We start from the raw sequence: 14,548 nt of genomic DNA on the forward strand, positions 1-14,548 counted from the left end.
CTGAAGTTACTTACCGGGCGCCAGGCGCGGAGCCATTCGCCGGACGACGCGATGCGTCCGGCACCAGACGATAAAAAGTTTCACCCGGCTTCGTCATACTCAGTTCATTACGGGCGCGTTCTTCAATCGCTTCCTGGCCGCCGTTCAAATCGTCAATTTCCGCGAACAGCTGATCGTTGCGCGATTTAAGTTTCGCGTTAGTCCCCTGCTGCGCCGTCACATCATCGCGAACGCGCGAGTAGTCGTGGATGCCGTTCTTGCCAAACCACAGCGAATACTGTAGCCAGACCAGCAAAGCCAGTAATAGCAGCGCTAACTTTCCCATTCTGCCCCCTGAAACACGGCACAACCCACTTTTTACCTCTTCCCGGTAGCCGGGAACACCCTGTTGTTTTTGAAATTGCGGCAGAATGTACCACAGAACGCAATAACTTGCGCCCCCGGCGTGCGCAGGAAGCGACATCTCTACATAGTCTGTTACTTTCTGAAGTATGGATCCACACTAACTCATAAGCCACATGAATATAACGCCAAACATAAAGATGCTCGTCAGCAGCGTGGCGGCAATGGTATAGAGCACACGGCGCCGGAGCAAAGAGTGCATAGCAATCCCCACCACCACAGCAACCGGCATCAGCGCCAGGAAGAAAGGCCAGGTATACAGAAAAAAGAACAGGGTGTTAGGACCATAAATGACAAAGGGAATGCTCAACGCCAGCAGCCATGACGCAAAGCCAATCAACCCGCCGGGCAGCGACCAGGCGGTTTCATCGGGGGGCGGCGAGGGATCCGCCTGTGAAAGGAGTAGATTCGAGCTATTGCGCATACGGGTCCCGTGACTCATTTCACCGGGCGCACATAACGCCGCCCGGCACTGTCTCAGGATTTGATGATATCGTCGCTACGCAGCAGGTCTAACAATCGGGCAACTAAATTTGTTACCAATTGTTCACCGTCGAGGTGAATTTCCGGCTGCAGCGGCGCCTCATAGACAGCATCAATACCGGTAAAATTGCGCAACTCGCCGGCCCGGGCTTTACGGTACAGCCCTTTTGGATCGCGGGATTCACAGATAGCCAGCGGGGTATCGACAAAGATTTCGTAAAACCGCCCGTCGCCGACCCGCTCACGAACCATCTCACGTTCCGCGCGGTGCGGGGAGATAAAAGCCGTCAGCACGACCAGCCCGGCATCGACCATCAGGCTGGCGACCTCCCCCACTCGCCGGATGTTTTCCCGGCGATCGTCATCGCTGAAACCGAGATCGCTGCACAGACCGTGACGCACATTATCGCCATCCAGCAGATAGGTACTAACCCCTAACTGGTGCAGCGCCTGCTCCAGCGCGCCAGCCACCGTGGATTTCCCCGAGCCGGAAAGCCCGGTGAACCACAACACCACGCCGCGATGACCGTGTAACTGCTCGCGCTGCTCGCGGGTTACCGGATGCGGATGCCAGACAACATTTTCGTCATGCTCAGCCATCAGCGGCTCCCGGACAGATCGCGTGCACCCCAGTGCGGGAAGTGGCGACGAATCAGGGCATTCAGCTCCAGCTCAAATTCACTGTAATCGGCCTGCGGACGCGGCTCATCAACCAGTAGCGGCTGGTAAACCATGCCCGCGCCCACAGTGACATTACTGAGGCGGTCGATAAAGATAATTCCGCCAGTCACCGGGTTGTCCTGGTACTTATCGAGAATCAGCGGTTCGTCAAACGTCAGCTCAACCCGGCCAATGCCATTCAGCGGCAGGCTGGCCGCCTCACGGCGTTCCAGGGTGTTGATATCCACCTGATGGCGAATACTGTCCACCCGGGCGCGGGTTTTTTTACCGGCGATTTTGATGTCATAGCTCTGGCCGGGCTCCAGCGGCTGTTCTGCCATCCATACCACGTCGAGGCTGGCGCGCTGTACCGCCGGCAGCGTTACGGCGGCATCCACCAGCAGGTCGCCGCGGCTGATATCAATTTCACTATTCAGTACCAGAGTTACAGCTTCGCCGGCCCTGGCGTCCTGCAGATCGCCATCGAAGGTCACGATACGCGCTACGCTGGATTCCACCCCGGAAGGCAGCACTTTCACGCGCTGGCCGACGCTTACCTGGCCGGAAGCGACGGTCCCGGCATAGCCGCGGAAATCAAGGTTCGGGCGGTTGACATACTGCACCGGGAAACGCAGCGGCTGTGTATCGACAATGCGTTTAATCTCAACGGCTTCAAGGATCTCCAGTAGCGCCGGACCGCTATACCACGGCATACTGGCGCTCTGGGTGGCAACGTTGTCCCCTTCCAGCGCCGACAGCGGCACAAAGCGAATGTCCAGATCTTCCGGCAACTGGCGGGCAAAAGTCAGGTAATCCTGTTTAATCTGCTCGAAGGTCTGCTGGCTGAACGCCACCAGATCCATTTTATTCACCGCCACCACCAGGTGTTTAATGCCCAGCAGGGTGGAGATAAAACTGTGGCGGCGGGTCTGGTCCAGCACGCCTTTACGGGCGTCGATCAGCAGGATCGCCAGCTCACAGGTCGAAGCGCCGGTGGCCATATTGCGGGTGTACTGCTCATGCCCTGGGGTATCAGCAATAATAAATTTGCGTTTTTCGGTCGAGAAATAGCGATAGGCGACATCAATGGTGATGCCCTGTTCGCGTTCGGCCTGCAGCCCGTCCACCAGCAGCGCCAGGTCCAGTTTCTCTCCCTGGGTGCCATGGCGTTTGCTGTCATTGTGCAGCGAGGTCAGTTGATCTTCATAAATCTGCCGGGTGTCGTGCAGCAGGCGGCCAATCAGGGTACTTTTACCGTCGTCGACACTGCCGCAGGTCAGAAAACGCAGCAGACTTTTATATTGTTGCGCCTGCAGATAGGCTTCTACGCCGCCCTGCTCGGCGATTTGTTGGGCAATAGTGGTGTTCATCTGGCGGCTCCTCAGAAATAACCCTGACGTTTCTTCAGTTCCATTGAGCCGGCCTGATCCCGGTCAATCACGCGTCCCTGGCGCTCGCTGGTGGTGGAGACCAGCATCTCTTCAATAATTTCCGGCAGCGTTCTGGCTTCCGATTCCACGGCGCCGGTCAGCGGCCAGCAGCCAAGAGTGCGGAAACGCACCATGCGCTGTTTGATCATTTCGCCGGGCTGCAAATCGATACGGTCATCGTCGATCATCATCAACATGCCGTCCCGCTCCAGCACCGGACGTTCCGCCGCCAGGTAGAGCGGGACAATATCGATATTTTCCAGATAGATGTACTGCCAGATATCCAGTTCGGTCCAGTTCGACAGCGGGAAAACGCGAATGCTTTCCCCTTTATTGACCTGGCCATTGTAGTTGTGCCACAGCTCCGGGCGCTGGTTCTTCGGATCCCAGCGGTGGAAGCGGTCGCGGAACGAATAAATACGTTCTTTAGCCCGGGACTTCTCTTCATCGCGGCGCGCGCCGCCAAAAGCGGCGTCAAAACCGTACTTATTCAGCGCCTGCTTCAGCCCTTCGGTCTTCATGATGTCGGTATGTTTGGCGCTGCCATGCACAAAGGGGTTAATCCCCATCGCCACCCCTTCCGGGTTTTTATGCACCAGCAGTTCACAGCCGTAGGCCTTTGCAGTACGGTCGCGAAACGCGTACATCTCGCGGAATTTCCAGCCAGTGTCGACATGCAGCAGCGGGAAAGGCAGCGTACCCGGGAAAAACGCTTTACGCGCCAGGTGCAGCATTACCGAAGAATCTTTACCGATGGAATAGAGCATCACCGGGTTAGAAAACTCTGCGGCCACTTCACGAATGATGTGGATACTTTCCGCCTCCAGTTGCCGCAGATGCGTGAGTCGTTTCTGGTCCATAGCCTGTCCTTAATGCCGGCGATACGGGTAAAAACCGGCAAATTGTTAAAGCGAATGGACGGACTATAAGACGCGGGAGGATTTGTTATGAAATGACGAATTGGAATGAGTTGTTCCACAAAAGCATAACGCCCCGGAAAAGCAAATCTCAAATTGTGCTTAAGGGACTCTTTTTTGGCACTTTAAGTGCAATGGTAATTGTGCTACGCGGCGCACAGTTTCATACTATCGCCGCCTGAGAATTTTCCATTTAGTTGTTCATTTAAGGAATTATCATGTTTCGCGCATTGCGCCATGCTGCGGTCTGTCTGGTATTCGGCGCAACAACCGCCTTTGCGGCCCAGGCTGAAAAGACGCCCCTCGGTCATACAGCCAGCGATCTGACCCGCCATATCGCCACCTTTTTCCCGGGAAGAATGGCTGGCAGCCCGGCTGAAATGCTACTGTCAGACTTTGTTCGCCAACAATTTATCACCTGGGGTTATCAGAGCGATATTCGCACCTTTAACGGGCGCTATGCCTACACCGCCCGCAGCGGCAATAAAAACTGGCACAACTTTACCGGCAGTACGGTAATCGCCGCACACGAAGGCCAGCAGCCGCAGCAAATTATTATCATGGCGCACCTTGATACCTACGCTTCGATGAGCGACAGCGATACCGACAATAACCTCGGCGGGCTGACCCTGCAGGGCGTGGACGATAATGCCGCTGGCGTGGCGGTGATGCTGGAACTGGCGAAAAGGCTGAAAGATATGCCGACCCGCTACGGGATCCGCTTTATCGCCACCAGCGCGGAAGAAGAAGGCCGACTGGGCGCGGAAAATGTCCTCAAACGCATGAGCGACAAAGAGCGCAAAAACACCCTGCTGGTCATCAATCTGGATAATCTGATCGTCGGCGACCGGCTCTATTTCAACAGCGGTAAGTCCACCCCGGCCGCGGTTCGTAAACTCACCCGTGATAAAGCGCTGGCGATCGCCCGTAAGAAGGGTATCGAGGCGTTTACCAATCCGGGTCTGAACCCGACATATCCAAAAGGTACCGGCTGTTGTAATGACGGCGAAGTATTCGATAAAGCAGGGATTCCGGTGCTTTATGTCGAAGCGACCAACTGGTCGCTGGGAAAAAAAGACGGCTACCAGCAGCGAAGCAAAAGCAAAGCCTTTCCGGAAGGCACCAGCTGGCATAACGCCCAACTGGACAATCAACAGTATCTCGACAAGTGGTTACCTGGCAGGATAGAAAAACGCAGCAAAGAGGTGATGCATATTATGCTGCCGTTGGTGCAAGAGCTGGCCAACGCCGGCAAATAGGCCGTCCAATCATTTATCAGCTCATACCCGGGCCCGCGACTGCCGGCGCGTTGCCGGCAGCCCTTATGACACATCACCAGCTAAAGCTCTTCACCAGCGTCAGTTCGCCGGCGTTGCGCATCGGGATCAGAAACATCTCCTGTTTCTCGTCCGGTGTGCCTTCTTCACTGATAATCGTCAGTTGCGCAGTGGTCAACTCCGTCTCGCTGCGCCCGCCAAAATAGTTGACGTAGACCAGATAGCGCCCCCTGAGCGGTGAAGGACTGGCAAAAATTTCCGGGCCATAGCCGGTGGTGACATCCATATCCAGCGCGCCGCCGTTACTCAGCGCCTGGTTACCGTACCAGGCGTGGCCGCCATCCGGAGTAATCACATGCAGATCGAGATCGGTATTGTCGGTATCCCAGGACAATACGATCCGCAGCCGTGAACGAATCGCCCCCTGCCCCTGGGTGGCATAGAACTGCATCTGATCGCGGCTCTGGCCGTCGGGCGCTATCACTTCAACGCTGTTGCTGCCTTCGGCAAAAATATATGGCCGGGCAAACGAACCGTCCTCTTCGATGCGCAGCGGCATCGGCACGCCATTGACCACCAGCCGGCCTGGAGCTTTTTTACCCTCCGGCAGCGAGGAAATTTTGCCGCGAATCTGGGCGGAAATGTTCTGATCGGCAGCCATATTGACCGAGGCCGCCGGATAATTGACCTGCTGGGAAAAGCTGGCCTTATCCCCCTGCGCCGAGTGCCATCCGGACAGCGGGGTTTCAATGCTCACCCCGGCAACGGCCGGGAAAGCGGCTAACAGCGCGGGCACAACAATCGTTAACGGGTTTCGCATAGTATTAATCCATTAATAAATGACGGGTCAGGCTTTCGATGTACTGCTCGTCATGCCCGGAAGGGTAGCCGTCAAACGCCAGATGCAAATATTCATGAGTCAAATCGAGCCGGTCCTGCAGGGTAAAAAATTCTCTGATGTACAGACGCTTTTGCTGCCGGTCGGTATACGGAAAACCGGATGCCTTGCGACAGACGGCAAAAGCCTGCGGCGGCTGATACCCCGGCTCACGGTTCAGCCGCGCGCGCCAGCGCGGCTGCTGAGTTTCCAGCCACGCTTTAGCTTCCGGCAGCGGCTGACAGGTCGCCAGCGGGTTGCCCCAGCGGCTCAGGCTGGCGTCCGGAAACGCATGCGCGAGAATAGCGTCATAGCGCATACCGCGCGCCGCCTGCTCCTGCGCCTGGCGCCAGGAGAGCACGCCCGGAGACGCGCGATCCGAATGATAGTTGACGCTGCCGCCGGCCAGAATCAGGTCTTCGGTCCAGGCGGCAATCGCCCGGGATGGGCGGCTCGCCGGCGATGGCGACACCCGCTGACTGGCGCTGCTGTCGGTAATACTCAGGCACTCCCCGCTGCGCCCGGCGTTCTGCAATAAATAGCTGCGGATCGCCACCGCCAGCGCTTTTGCCGCTTCCGGCGGCGTACTGCTGGCTTCACGATCCAACACCCGCGCCACATACTCTTCGCGATCGATACGCGCCACCAGCGTCAGGGAGTCCCCCTCCGCCATCAGCCAGGTATCGCCACGGCTTTCCATCTCAATCCGGCTCCCCCGGGTAAACGTCACCTGATAGCGGCCGCGCAGCGCCCCGGACGCGGTTAGCGGTTCGCCACCCAGCGGACGAACGGCACTAATCGGGTAGCGGGTAAACAGATTCACCAGCACACACTGCCCCGACTGGCGATTAGCCGGCAGCGGCAGTAGCGCGTTGAGGCGTTCAGCGTGGCGGTTGAGCAACATCTGGCTGGTACCGGCCCCTCCTACCCACAGCGGCGTACCATCGGTCAGCCAGCCGGCCATACCGCCCTGGCGCGCCTGCGGATCGTTATCCGCCAGCCAGCTCCAGGTTTTTACCCGCAGCCGACCGCCAAGCGCCCCGGCCACGCCGGGTTTGGTGCTGTCGAGCAACACATCCAGCAGCACCTCCCGGGCCTTCTGCCGCCCGGGTAGCGTCGCAAGGACATCCAGCAGGGAAACTACCGGCACCCGGGTCTGCGGCGCAAGCCTGGAAAGCGATATCAGCCACTGCGGCCCCTGGCGCGCCGACCAGTACTGGTGCCAGGCGCTGTCGTCAATGCCCAGCCGCGCCGGCGCAAAATAGAGACCGCAGGAGCGCACCAGCGCCGTCTCACGGGTTATGCTATTGCCCGGTTCGCAGCAGTACACTTCCTGTGGATCCCCGCCGCGGCACTGCAGGGGCTGCTCCGGGATACCGTTATCCTCAAGCCAGGCGTAGACAAACAGCTTCCACAGGCTGCCCAGCGGGGTGGAAAAATCCGCCGGCAACGGTGCTACGGTCTGGCCGCCGCCGGGAGCGAGGCTATACAGCCGATCGTCGCCCTGTTCGCGGATAGCCAGGCGCAGCGCTGGCTCCGCCGCCTGAATCAGGACCGGGAACAACACCAGCAGTAACCCCAGCCAGCGACGCATGGTTAGTGAACCTTCAGGCTCAGGCCTTGCGATTCATACTCTGAGCTCTGCTGCTGGGGAGCGTAGGCGCGAAGATAGCGCGCCGGCGGTAGCGTGAACTCGCCCTTCTGCGAGAAACGCAGCAGATGACGATATACCGTCTCCCCGCTTTGCAGCCTGTCGACGGGAATCATATATCCCAGCCCGGCGTCTTCATAACGCGCCTTATCCAGCGCCAGCGACTTCTGATCCTTATCAGATTCCCGCACCGTAATCCCCCAGGTAGTGCTCTCCACCTCGGCCCCCGGCGGCAATGATACCTCGACCATGCCGTAGCGCAGCGCGCTGTCCTGCTCGTTAAGCAGCACGATCTCATCCAGATACAGCGCGTTACTGTCAATGTCCTCCCCGGAAACCGGCGTTCTGACGAAGGTAAATGTTTCTTTTCCAGGCTCCAGTTTGTACAACCGGCGCTCCAGCCGCACCGGAATATCATTGAGGGAAGCCTCGCTGACAGGCTCCAGCCAGCTCAGCGTGGCATTCACCGGCGTAGTGACTTCCTGCGCCAGGACGATATTCTCAGGCGCTTTCTCTCCGGCCCATAGCCACTCGTCATTACCGCTGCTCCCTTTACGTTTCACCCACGCCCCCTGCGGCTGCGGCAGTGATGACGGCGCGGCATCGGTCATAAAGCGCGCCAGCCAGCTCAGCGCCAGCGCCCGCTCCATACCCGACTGAGCGGGCGTCAGCTCGCGCAAAATCGCCGCCGCCTGAGTGGCGTCCGCGCCGTTATGCAATAGCGCCACGGTACGCGCCAGCGGTTGTGCGCTGACGCTCGCCAGACGCAACGCGTCTTCCCGAACGGCGGGGCTCTGGCTGGAGGTGAGCTGCGCATTGCGCATCAGGTTATCCGTCAGCACCCGCGCCACCGCGTTACCCAGCGGCGACTCGGGGAAATAGAGGATCAGACTGTCGTTCACCTGCGGCATCTCATCCTGTTCCTCTTCATCCATCCCGCCATCGCGGGTGGCAAAAGCGTCGTCCAGCCCTTTAAGCAACGTATTCACCGGCAACTGCATCTCCTGGGCCCACGCCAGCACCAGCGCGCGATGCAGTAGCGGCATCGCGCCAGCCTGATCGGCGTAGCTATCCAGCATGTGTTGCCAGTATTCCGGGCGTAGCGTCACCCCCAGCGTGCGGCTGGCGTGCCAGTCGGCGTACCATGCCCAGGCGGTAAGCAGCGCGCTGGCATCGGCGCTGCCGCCCCACCATGCGAAACGCGCTCCCGGCCCGGCCAGTTGCATCAGACGCAGGCGGTTATTCTGCAGCGACTGGCGCAGCGAATTCCCGGTACTGTCCTGCGGATTGGGCAAAGCGCGATATGCCAGGCTGAGCGGTATCAGCCGGCTTGCGGTATTCACCACGCCGCCATAAGGCTCCCGCATCAGCGCATCCAGGTTACTGCGGAAGATAGCGGACAGCGTATCGCTGCTCTGCAGACGCAACGCCTGAGCCGCGGCAGGCAGCGCCAGCGGATTATCACCGCCGCTCAGTTGCAGGCTGCGCTGGCGCTCCACCAGCCAATCGCTGGCGATAAAGTCCAGCGTGACGCCGATCCGATCCCGTTCCACGCCGTTATGCAACAGTACAACGCTGAGCGGCCCGCTACTGTGAATATCACGCTCAAGGGAGATATAGTTGGCGCCCTTATGCAGCGTCAGCGGCTGGCGCACTTCCTCGCCGGCAAAACGCGACACCAGCTCAACACGCTCGCTGCCCTGCTGCTGGCTGAAGATAAATACCCCAAAATTCGGCCGATCCCCGTCGCGGAAGCGAGTCGGCATCCCCCACTTCAGGTACAGATCTTTATCGGAGGTCAGGAAAGCGCTGGTCTGGCCGACAATCCCCTGCTCGTTAATTGCCCGGGCGGTTATGCGCCAGCGCGAGAGCGAATCCGGCATGATGAAGGTAAACCGGGCTTTGCCCCGTGTGTCGGTAGTCAGCGAAGGCAGCCAGGCGGCGGTATCCACCTCTTCACGGCGCGGACGTTCCAGCATCTTCACCCGCCGCTCGCTGCGGTTTGTCACGCCCGGGGAAGTGGGTACGCTGGACAGCGCCTGATCGTAGCTGATAAACGACAGGCTGGCGCTGGTACGCACATTATTACGCCCCGGGCTGTAAAAGAACTGACTGATAGACGGGGCGATTTCCGGTTGCAGTGCATAGACCATCTCATCGACAACACTGGCGGTCAGCTGCGCCGATACCGGTTTGCCGCCAAACAGGGTGGTCAGTTCAACACTCACCAGCTCGCCCGGCTGGTAGTGGGATTTATCGGTATTCACCTGCACATCCAGTTGCGGCACCGCCACCCTGATACCGGCATTCTGAAAACTGTACTGACCGTGACGGGTATACAGCACCGAGAAAGTGATGTTCGGCGCCCAGGTTTCTTTGATGCGTAACTGCGCTACATACTGGGTGTCGTTCAGTTTCTGCAATGTTATCCAGTCCGCCGCCCGCGACAGCAGGGCAAGATGCTCCACCCGGTCGCGCTCCAGGGTCAGCAGCGCGTCGTCCACCGCCTCAGGAAACGTCACCAGCACCTGAGCGGTATCGCCAGGCTGGTACAGCGCTTTATCAGGCACAATTTCCACGGTGCCGGCTTCCGCTTTGCCCCCCTCGCCGCTGACAGTGTGGCTGGTTCCGGCGAGGATCAACCGATCTTTACTGCGCAGCATCAGGCTATAGGTACCCGGCTGTTCAAAGCGTACGCTGAACGACTCCCCCTGCGCCGGCAACTGGCCGCTGGCCTGCTGGCGGTCTTCAAGGCGAATCCACTCGTAGCTGTCAGGCTGCTGCGCGCCGGGACGGGAACTGCGATAATTAAAGGTCACCTCTTCCCCGGCTTTACTGAAGCGGCGCGGGGTTTCCAGGGTAAAGTGCGCGTCGCCGCGCTCAATCAGTATCTCTTTAGTATTGGTGACCCGATACGCTGCCCCGTCGCTGGCCGACATCGTCAACAGATAGCGGCTGGGTTTTTCCGCCGCCGGCAGCACCAGTCGGGCGCGACCGGCATCGTCGGTCGTCAGGGTGGTACTGGTCAGCTCCACCGGGAAGCGGCCCACATAGCGCAGGTCATTACCGACCATAGAGAGCTGTTGGGCGCGCAGGCTGAGCTGAATGCTGGCGTTTTTCACCGGCGTCCCGTCCGGGTATAACAGCAATAGATCGCCATTAATCTCTTCGGCGGTTTTAAACTCGCTCTTATTGAATGTGACGTCGATGGTGAAATGGGGCTTGATGTAGCTGGCGACGCGAAACGCACTGCTGTAAACCCGATCGCGGTACGCCAGACGCAGTTCATAGCCGCCGGAAACGGCGATATCCGGCAGGCGGAACATAGTTTCCCCGCCGCGGCGCGCATCCAGCGCCAGCGCCAGGGTTTGCAGGGTACTGCCATTGGCGTCGAGCACCGTCAGTTGCGCCGGGGCGCTGGCAATCGGCGTTGAGCGCAGCGCACTGTGGAATTCGCGCCCCAGGATCTTCACCGCCACTGTGTCGCCGGCACGATACAGCGGCCGGTCAGTAAACATATAGAGACGGGTATTATAAATTTCGCTGGCATAGAAAAAGTTTTCGGAAACGAACACTCCGCCATCGGCATCTTCCCCCAGGATATAAGAGCGCTCCGGAGCGATATGCTTCAGGCGCAGCGTACCATCGCTACCGGTTTCGCCGCTGCTCATTATCCCCAGGCCGTCGCTCCAGAGAATTTTCGCCCCGGGCCGCGCCTCGCCGCGCGCTTTTCCTGCCGTCCAGACCAGCAGTTCATTGCCGGAGACTTTGCTGAGCGCCACCGTGTCGGAGACAAACACGACCGTGGTGGCGCGGTAGTTACCGACCAGCGCCTCTACCAGATACAGGCCCGGCGTCAGTTTGCCCAGCGGAATATAGATATTGCCCGGCTGGCTGGAAATAAAACGGCTGGAAGACCCTTCCAGATTGACGCCTTCTGGTGGTTGAATTGGCTGCGCATCCCACAGAGGGTAACGAAACTGCGCCGCCAGCGGGTATTTCTTCAGTGGTGCAAAGCGGGGTTGCGGCTGGTACTGCGAAGGAGCCGACAAAATATTGCCAATCTGCAATTCCGGCAGCGACTGGGTGACATTGATGCGCGAATCGTCGGAGAACGCTCGCTGCATCACGCGCCGGGATTTGCCATACCAGTTGTCCCACAGGTAGGTCAGCGTATTCGCCAGGCCGTCTCCCAGGTACTGCGGTTCCACCGCAATGCGATGCAGGTTTTTCTGCTGGCGCAGAAAATCCACCGGCTGCGGGATACGATACAGACGGATATCCACCCCGCCGTACTCCTCCATACTCAGGCGGCGATAGTCGCGACCGGGCGCTTCAAGGCGCACTTTGGCTTCTTCATCGCTGGAGAAACTGCTGTCGGAAAGCAGAAAGAAACTTTCGCCGCTGGCGGCGCTGTACTGACTGCCGGGAAGCGCATCGCTGGCGGCGTTCACCTGAAATACCGTTAGCAGTAGCGCGGCCAGCAGCGCCAGACCGCCGCGGCTTAGCGGGCAAGGAAGTTTAAGCGATAAACGCCAATGAAATTGGGATTGGCTTCGTTGGGTATCCATCGTGTGTCCTTCCATGTCATCAATTGTTGCACGGTCGCCGCGCGCATGCCGTTGTCCGTTTCAGTGGCGCTGCCGGTATGGTAGACGACATAGCGCCCCATCCAGATCATCAAATGCTGATCGTCGCCCTGGTCATAAAACATTACATCCCCGGGCAGCGCCTGATTAAGATCGCGCCCGATGAACCGCGTGTTGTACTGAATCAGTTTGATGGCGTCCACATAGGGACCGGTTTTACCGCCCCCCTGTTGCCAGTTGCGCGCCAGCAGGCGCTGCTGCGGGGTTAAAGTAAGCTCCGGCGGCAAATAGCGGTTCGACATACCGTTGCTGCGCAACCATTTGCTATCGTGCTCTTTCAGCGCTTCATTGGCCGCGAAACGCACCAGCCCGGCACAGTCCTGCTGGTACCAGCGCGGACTCGGCCCCTGACGTAGCTGCTCCTGGGCGATACGTACAAACCAGGCGCGAAACAGCTGCGACTGCTGCACATCCAGCGCCGAAATTTGCCCGGCGTATAATGGCAGTGTCAACAGACAGCAGACGATTATCAGCAGCCAGCGCACAGCGCCACTCATCGCGCCTCCCAGGAAATCGGCAGCCACTGCCACGGCGCCTGCGGATCAACTTCCGGCAGGACCACAGCGTAATTCGGCTGCCGGGCCAGGGCATCCAGTTTCGGCATCAGCAGCGTTTGCGCCGCGTTATAGAAAACCGGTTCACTATTTTTCGGCAGGCTGTCGAGGGCCTCTTTACGCAGCAGTTGTGCGACGCCCGGCGGGGCGATCCACAGCGGCACTACGCCCTGAGCGGGGATCACATCGCTCATTGCCGGCCGGGTACGGCTCAGGGTTTGCAGGCCCTGGTTCACCAGGCTGTCGTCGAGCGAAAACAGTAATGTCTCCCCGCTCAGCGCCAGCGAAACCCGGAAGAAAGCGCGCGACATCAAGTGCTCCGCAACCGCAGCCTGCGCGGCCGGATACTGGCCGTACTGAGAGCTGACTTCACGTTGCCAGAGCGTTGCGCCCTGCTGGCGAGTCTCCTGCAGCGGCAACACCCCCTGCGGCGCTTTACGTTCCCGGGCGCCAATATGGTGTTCAAACAGCGCCGCCAGCGTTTTTTCCCGCGCCTGCGGGTCGCCCTTCAGGCGCCCGACCAGTAGCGGGGTATACAGACGGGAATCCGCGTACCAGCATAACCCGGCCGCGCCGTCAAACAGCCCGGCGAGTTGCTCCGCGCCCGCGCCGTCAGTATCCAGTTGTTGCAACATCTGTTCGGCAATGCCGTGGGAAAACGGCAGCGCCACGCAAAAACTGGCGCCTGCCGGCATGCTCTGCCATACCGGGGCAAAGGCGAAACTGGCGTCCGCGCCAGCCTGTTGATCATTCAGCGCCAGCCAACTGCTCCAGCCGCTCTCCGTCAAATCGAAGCGCATTCCGGCAAACGCCGGTAACAGGCGCTGATAGCCAAATCCCAACCCGGCGGCGCTGGCGACGATGCGCTGACGCGCGGCAGGTTGTTGTTGCAGGCCATAGCTCAGGTTCCAGCTTTTCTCGCCGGTCAGCAATCCACGGGCGAGCTCCGTGGACATAGCATCCTGCTGGTCGCCGTTAAACAGCATATCGCTGCCGGAAAACAGCAGTACCTTATCGTTATAGCTGGCAAACAGCAGTTGTCGGCTACCGTTATAGCGCAACTGATAAACCGGGATCTGAGTGTCGTTAATCTGCAATCCACTGATTTCAGTTTTACTCAACTGACTGTCTTTCGCCGCGGCGAACACCAGCGGTTCCAGCAGGCGGGTCAAACCGCTGCGCTGGATCAACACCATATAGTGGGATAACCGTCCGCGACGGTCGCGCCATAATGCGACCTGCGCCGGCTGATCGAGCAGCGTGGTCAGCAGGTGATCCTGCAATTTGAGATCGTGCTCGTAGATAATACGCCGCAGGCTGCCTTCCAGCCCCAGCCGGTCAGCGTGGGTCTGATAATAAAAAACAAAATCTTCGTTTAAAACATCGCGCAGCAGTGGCACCTGTAGCACGTCACGGGGCAACTGGCTTAATGACGCGCTGTCGATAAAGACATCCGGGGTATTGAGATCAATCTGGAGATTATTGTGCACCACCAGCGGGGCAAGGGTTTTCAGCGGTACGCTACCGGTACGCTGCAGCGCCCAGACGGCGGCAGACAGCGCCACCACCACCCCAAGCGCGATAGCAAAACCGCGTTTCCGGCTTTTTTTCCCGTGCGTTACAGCTGAAGTTGTTTCTTCCATGGCCA

The 14,548-nt window shown here is 59.1% G+C and carries 11 protein-coding genes; 1 reads left to right on the top strand and 10 read right to left on the bottom strand.

The features are described 5' to 3' along the window. Window positions 1–10: 10 nt before the first annotated feature. The 5 genes from ftsB to cysD form a co-directional block, all read right to left on the bottom strand. Complete coding sequence (ftsB, locus tag AQ981_RS19810) at window positions 11–325, bottom strand: cell division protein FtsB (RefSeq protein ID WP_058913487.1); 315 nt, start codon at window positions 323–325, stop codon at window positions 11–13. Between the two features lie 177 nt (window positions 326–502). Continuing rightward, entirely contained in the window at window positions 503–826 is a 324-nt protein-coding gene (locus AQ981_RS19815; protein ID WP_058913488.1) for a DUF3561 family protein, read from the bottom strand. 53 nt (window positions 827–879) lie between these two features. Beyond that, window positions 880–1,485, bottom strand: a complete 606-nt coding sequence (cysC, locus tag AQ981_RS19820) for an adenylyl-sulfate kinase (RefSeq protein WP_058913489.1) — start codon at window positions 1,483–1,485, stop codon at window positions 880–882. Next, window positions 1,485–2,915: a sulfate adenylyltransferase subunit CysN gene (gene cysN / locus AQ981_RS19825; RefSeq protein WP_058913490.1), complete on the bottom strand. Its 1,431-nt coding sequence runs from the start codon at window positions 2,913–2,915 to the stop codon at window positions 1,485–1,487. The genes cysC and cysN overlap by 1 nt, the downstream gene beginning before the upstream one ends. An 11-nt stretch (window positions 2,916–2,926) precedes the next feature. Further along, window positions 2,927–3,835 (bottom strand): sulfate adenylyltransferase subunit CysD, encoded by a 909-nt coding sequence (gene cysD / locus AQ981_RS19830; RefSeq protein WP_058913491.1) that lies wholly within the window; start codon window positions 3,833–3,835, stop codon window positions 2,927–2,929. 275 nt (window positions 3,836–4,110) lie between these two features. On the opposite strand from cysD, the gene AQ981_RS19835 reads away from it, so the two are divergent. Then, complete coding sequence (locus tag AQ981_RS19835; protein WP_058913492.1) at window positions 4,111–5,151, top strand: aminopeptidase; 1,041 nt, start codon at window positions 4,111–4,113, stop codon at window positions 5,149–5,151. 73 nt (window positions 5,152–5,224) lie between these two features. Here the strand turns inward: AQ981_RS19835 and AQ981_RS19840 are convergent, their stop codons facing one another. Genes AQ981_RS19840 through AQ981_RS19860 form a run of 5 tightly spaced genes read right to left on the bottom strand, consistent with a single transcriptional unit; the run spans window position 5,225 to window position 14,543 of the window. Further along, complete coding sequence (locus AQ981_RS19840; protein WP_058913493.1) at window positions 5,225–5,989, bottom strand: YfaP family protein; 765 nt, start codon at window positions 5,987–5,989, stop codon at window positions 5,225–5,227. 4 nt (window positions 5,990–5,993) lie between these two features. Beyond that, on the bottom strand, window positions 5,994–7,640 hold the full coding sequence (locus AQ981_RS19845; protein ID WP_058913494.1) for a DUF2300 domain-containing protein: 1,647 nt from the start codon (window positions 7,638–7,640) through the stop codon (window positions 5,994–5,996). A gap of 2 nt (window positions 7,641–7,642) precedes the next feature. Further along, window positions 7,643–12,268 (bottom strand): MG2 domain-containing protein, encoded by a 4,626-nt coding sequence (locus AQ981_RS19850; protein WP_071608961.1) that lies wholly within the window; start codon window positions 12,266–12,268, stop codon window positions 7,643–7,645. Then, complete coding sequence (locus AQ981_RS19855; protein WP_249226355.1) at window positions 12,202–12,870, bottom strand: DUF1175 domain-containing protein; 669 nt, start codon at window positions 12,868–12,870, stop codon at window positions 12,202–12,204. The genes AQ981_RS19850 and AQ981_RS19855 overlap by 67 nt, the downstream gene beginning before the upstream one ends. Continuing rightward, window positions 12,840–14,543, bottom strand: a complete 1,704-nt coding sequence (locus AQ981_RS19860) for a DUF2138 domain-containing protein (RefSeq protein ID WP_058913496.1) — start codon at window positions 14,541–14,543, stop codon at window positions 12,840–12,842. Before AQ981_RS19860 ends, AQ981_RS19855 begins: the two co-directional genes overlap by 31 nt. Between the last annotated feature and the right edge of the window lie 5 nt (window positions 14,544–14,548).

This window comes from Entomohabitans teleogrylli (genome assembly GCF_001484765.1).
Classification (GTDB): Bacteria; Pseudomonadota; Gammaproteobacteria; order Enterobacterales; family Enterobacteriaceae; genus Entomohabitans; species Entomohabitans teleogrylli.